At 37.7% G+C, this 4,857-nt stretch carries 6 protein-coding genes; 2 read left to right on the forward strand and 4 right to left on the reverse strand.

Features of this window, described 5'->3' with window-relative positions; all coding sequences use genetic code 11:
- Window positions 1-1,179: NAD(P)-binding domain-containing protein (locus KTHG_RS14885; protein ID WP_139994882.1), on the forward strand; the 1,179-nt coding region annotated here is incomplete at its 5' end.
- Window positions 1,180-1,248: 69 nt separating this feature from the next.
- Here KTHG_RS14885 and KTHG_RS21390 read toward each other — a convergent pair.
- Window positions 1,249-1,392 (reverse strand): hypothetical protein, encoded by a 144-nt coding sequence (locus tag KTHG_RS21390; protein WP_158620999.1) that lies wholly within the window; start codon window positions 1,390-1,392, stop codon window positions 1,249-1,251.
- Window positions 1,393-1,536: 144 nt separating this feature from the next.
- On the opposite strand from KTHG_RS21390, the gene KTHG_RS14890 reads away from it, so the two are divergent.
- Window positions 1,537-2,121, forward strand: coding sequence for an alpha/beta fold hydrolase (locus KTHG_RS14890; RefSeq protein ID WP_139994708.1), 585 nt, complete (start codon window positions 1,537-1,539; stop codon window positions 2,119-2,121).
- Here the strand turns inward: KTHG_RS14890 and KTHG_RS14895 are convergent.
- The 3 genes from KTHG_RS14895 to KTHG_RS14905 all read right to left on the reverse strand — a co-directional run.
- Entirely contained in the window at window positions 2,102-2,794 is a 693-nt protein-coding gene (locus KTHG_RS14895) for a primase C-terminal domain-containing protein (RefSeq protein WP_139994710.1), read from the reverse strand. The genes KTHG_RS14890 and KTHG_RS14895 overlap by 20 nt on opposite strands.
- 542 nt (window positions 2,795-3,336) lie before the next feature.
- Complete coding sequence (locus tag KTHG_RS14900; protein ID WP_139994712.1) at window positions 3,337-4,155, reverse strand: hypothetical protein; 819 nt, start codon at window positions 4,153-4,155, stop codon at window positions 3,337-3,339.
- Window positions 4,155-4,857: hypothetical protein (locus KTHG_RS14905; RefSeq protein ID WP_186439636.1), on the reverse strand; the 703-nt coding region annotated here is incomplete at its 5' end. The genes KTHG_RS14900 and KTHG_RS14905, both read right to left, overlap by 1 nt.

A 4,857-nucleotide genomic window follows, 5' to 3' on the forward strand; every position in this document is an offset into this window, starting at 1 on the left:
ACATATAATGTACCGTTCATTCTATTAGAAAAAGGAGATGTCGCTGCCAATGTAGCCACTTGGGAGCATGTGCGCCTATTTTCACCGTGGGAATACAATGTAGATAATGCCGCTAGAAAGTTATTAGAGGAGACGGGCTGGAAGATGCCTGACCCTCAAGCTATTCCTACAGGCGCCGCATTACGACATGACTATTTAATACCCTTAAGTAAACAATTTAAAGGCCGTCTTTATACAAATGAAGAAGTCATCGCCATTACAAAACTAGACGCAGATAAAATGAAATCGGTAAATCGTGAGGCGAAGCCATTTCTAATCTTTACGAAAAATAATCAAGCAACGAAAACATATAAGGCAAGTGCGATTATCGATGCTACCGGAACATGGGGACACGCTAACCCAGCCGCAAGTCATGGTGTTTTTTTACCGTCTGAACGCAAGCTAAGCGAAAAAATAACTTATCAAATTCCTAATGTAGTGGTACAGTCGATGCGCTATGCAAATAAGAAGGTAGCCGTTATTGGGAGTGGTCACTCCGCGATAAACTCCCTTTTACAATTAGTAAAGTTAAAAGAGAATTACCCACAGACAGAAATTACGTGGATTCTTCGAAAAAATCAAGTAGAAGAAGCTCTTGGTGGAGGCGTGGATGATGAACTAGCTGCGCGTGGTGAGTTAGGGTTGAAAATAAAAGAAATTCTTTCAAATGGCTCTATCCAAGTAAAAACATCTTTTTACGTTCAAACGATTTTAGAAAAAGAAGAAGGTGTTGTATTAAAAGGGACAGAGCAAAAAATAGGGCCTTTTGATGAATTAATTGTGAATACGGGGAATCGACCAGATTTTTCATTCCATGAAGAGCTCCGTTATACAACAGACCCTGTGACAGAAGCAGTACCCGCCTTGGCCGATTTAATTGATCCAAATCACCATAGCTGTGGTAGTGTACCTGCTCATGGTGAAAAGGAATTACGACAACCCGAACCTAATTTTTATATTGTCGGCTCTAAGTCATATGGCCGAGCACCTACATTTTTAATGGCTACAGGGTATGAGCAGGTCCGTTCGATTGCCGCTTCGATTGCAGGTGATACAGAAGCTGCTTTAAATGTGCAACTGTCACTACCTGAAACAGGCGTTTGTCATACAGGCATTGGTGGCGGAGGGTGCTGCCAGTAACTATCTATTTTTTTGTTTCGTATAATTGAGAAAAGCAGCTAATCAGCTGCTTTTTTTAATTCCATCTAATTAGCGCCAAATATTGACGAAAATCGTATCGGTTTTTGTGACTGGTTCAAAGTTTGATGAAGGCTCTTCTGCTTGAAGACTCATTGTGAAAAATGTCCCAACTACGGCAAGAGCTACAAGAATATAGGTTATTTTTTTCTTCATGGAAAATCCATCCCTTTCTGTTTTAGGGTCTACTACAAATAGTAGCATACGTACGACGAAAAAAACGATTTTTGTTATTTTTACCCATTTTTTCTGCCGAAATAGAAAAAATTTCTATACAATAAATAGAAAGGGGGAATTTATATGTGGCAGCAGCAGATGATTACTACGCAAAGAGGGCAGTTTGAATATTTTGTGAAAGGTGAAGGGGAGCCGCTAGCGATTACCCACTTTTACTCAGCTTTTAATGAAATCGGCAATTGGTTTGCGGAGCCATTTACCGCACATTATCAGGTGTTTTTAATCAATGTGCGAGGTGCCGGGAATTCCGTACCTCTCGATAACGATGAGCAAATGGCGCTAACAGAGGTCATTAAAGATTTAGAAGCGGTGAGACAGGCACTCGGCTTTATGTCATGGGGCTTTGCGGGGCATTCAACGGGTGGAATGCTGGCATTACAATATGCTATTGAAGCTCCGGATGCATTGACGAAATGTATTTGTGGGAGCAGTGCAGCAAGTAAAGCCTATGCGAGTCATCCGGCGAGTATCTATTGTCCGGAAAATCCACATTTCACGCGAATAATTGAGATTATGGAGGCGTTGAATAATCCACAAACGACTCGAGAGGAGCGCGTGTCATTATCATTTGAATGGACTCTTCTTTCCTTTACAACAAGGGATAATGTAGAGCGCGCATTAAAAATTCCTAATAGTGGCCGTACATAGCTGTGCGTCCTTTTCCCTTCACAACTTTTAATAAGGTGGTGAATTTTTTTAATAGGGCGTTTAATGTACTTTGTGGTATGCCTATTTCTTTGCACAATTCGCTTTGAGTTTTCCAAATGAAAGGCGTATGTTCTGACATATGGAGCGTAATGTAGTCGGAAATATCGGATTCCCATTCTTCAAAATGACTTCTTACGCGGTCAATACGATTTTTTTTGAACTTGTACCAGCCGTTCATAGAAATAGGGTGCTTTACATCCGGAGCATATAAGTCGAGTAACATCTTCAAATAGTCTAATTTTGCCCCCTTATAACGTCCTGAATAGGCTGAATCTAAAATTGAACGCATTTCATTTTTATCAATAGGAGTATCGAAGCGGCCATTTAAGGTTTGGATGTAGTTGTGAGCTTCATCTGTCGTTAATCCACTTTGATAGCAAACCAGCGCAGCAGAAAATAAGGTATTGTTTCGTCCAATCTGTCCTTTTTGGCTTTTAACATTCTTGATTTGAAGTAAAGCATCTAACCACTCTGATAAATAAGGATTATGAACTTCTTTGTGAGAGTGATAGAGTGACTCACCATCATCAAATGTGCTTGACCATTGAATGAGTTGTTTGAATGAATACGTTTGGTTTAAATTGGACCATACTACATTGTGTCGAGATGGCATTCTAAAAAATCCGAAATCATTACAAAATAAATCTGCATTAATTGTTTTTAAACTTTGTTTGATATTACGTGAGATTCGTTTAGCAACGGATAGCCCGCGATAGTTGTTTTTGTTAGTTATGTATAATGGCGTTGTTAAAACGAAATAGAGCTGATAGCCCCTAGGCGATTTGATTACAAATGTAGGTGATCCGATTGGACCGTCTATACAAGTTAAAAGAATCGTTTGTAATGAATGCTTTGTAGTGGATAGGTAACACTTAGTTGGACAGAAATTATAAGGTTTAGAGGGCGATTTCTAATCCGCTCAATTAAGAAGCGCTTTATATGGAGCAATGTGCATGATAGCCTTTCTTGGCTAATGCAGCCTAATATAGCTGGATTTCTGTCATAAAAAGTCATGCACAGAGAGGCTCCATGTCAAGCTGATTCTGTGCTTCATAAGCCTTGGAGCACCCCTCATAAAAGTTGTCTAAAAGTGTTGCCATACCATAACAATTAACTAGATCACCACATTTCATTCACCATAATCTCTAATTACGGTTAAAAATGAAATGTAAGGATATATCCGTCTTGCTCGTTATAAACATCAAAGATTAATGAATTGTCTTTCCGTATACCTTTAAATCCTTCTACCTGTATATAAACACCCTCAGAACCTTCAATCGTAAGTTTAGTTCCTTCTTGTTTGATTGAATATATTTTAAACGGGAGTGTTTTAACTTCATATAGCAGATTGTCCCGAAATCTGAATTTCCCTCTTGTAATTTTACTTACAAATTGATTTAACCCTTTTTCTTCATCATAAGTTGAAGCGGAAATTGTTTCCTTCATATTCGTAGTAAGCGGGAGCAAATACCTTCTTGCTTTACTTGCTTCTTCAATGATTGATCTTTCATATGTTTTATAGTCGATTTTTTGTGTGAAAAAACGAAGTTCTTCTTTTTCTTTTATCACTTTTTGCAACATATTCGAATTGTGATTAAATCGAATAATGGATTGAGCGCTTTTGAAACCTCTATTGCTTAGTTCCTGTTGCCCTATACGTGTATCGCCATCGAGACTAAACCATTGTTTGCCTAATTCAACTGGCAAACGACATTCAAATCCCTCCGTTTTATAGTACACAAGAGCTGTTGCATTTCGTAATTCATCGAAGAATTGATTCATTTCCCACTTTACATACGTTTTCTTTTCGGTATCATTATTTACAGCATAGTCTAGTTCATCTAATACCATAACTGAACCTGTCGTTATTTCAGCTGGATTGACTTCTGTTGTATTTTCAGCTGGATTGACTTCTGTTGTATTTTCATCTGTATTATTTTTTACAAGATCAAAAATACTAAGTTGATGCTGCATTATACAACACCTCGCGTTTTCCAATTTTGCATTTTATCGTAACTGTCTGTACGAGTTGCAATATATGAAAATTTCACGTTATTTTTCTTTAATCTTTTACGAACTATTTCTGCTAGCTTTTCTGCTCTCGCATGAACTTCTTCTTCACTAAGAATATCTACTGCAAAACCTTGTGACACTCCGTTAGAATAAAGTCGGATAACTGTAGATTTTTTCTCAGGTAAACTTTGACAAACTGCTTCGTCTTTTAATACATCTTTTACCGAATACCCTTCAATTTCTACAACTTCAATTTGACCAAATGGTAATCGCTTTTCTTCAGTTTGAAACATTTCATCGTATAAAGCCTTTGATACCTCGATTTTTTCTATGAAGTCTCTGCGGATTCCTTTAATCGCTGTGAAAATTAAATCTTGTGGCTTTTTAAAGTCACGCGAATTTAATTTTTGCTTCATATGTGAGAATAAAGCATATGGCCAGCTATCATTTTCATCTTTTGGTGCAGCACACGATACTCCTTCAAAATAAATACCTTCCTTATCTTTATCTACTGTTACAGGGACCCCGTTTACTTCTTTTACATCTTGTTTCAAGAAGCGGTTTAACTGAACCTTAAATAAAGGAGAAACAATAAATTCTTTAACCTTTGTAGCATTATCGGCAATTACTTTGTGTAGATAATCTACAGGTGAACGTAAGTTA

It is taken from the genome of Kurthia sp. Dielmo (assembly GCF_000307285.2).
GTDB classification, from domain to species: Bacteria; Bacillota; Bacilli; order Bacillales_A; family Planococcaceae; genus Kurthia; species Kurthia populi.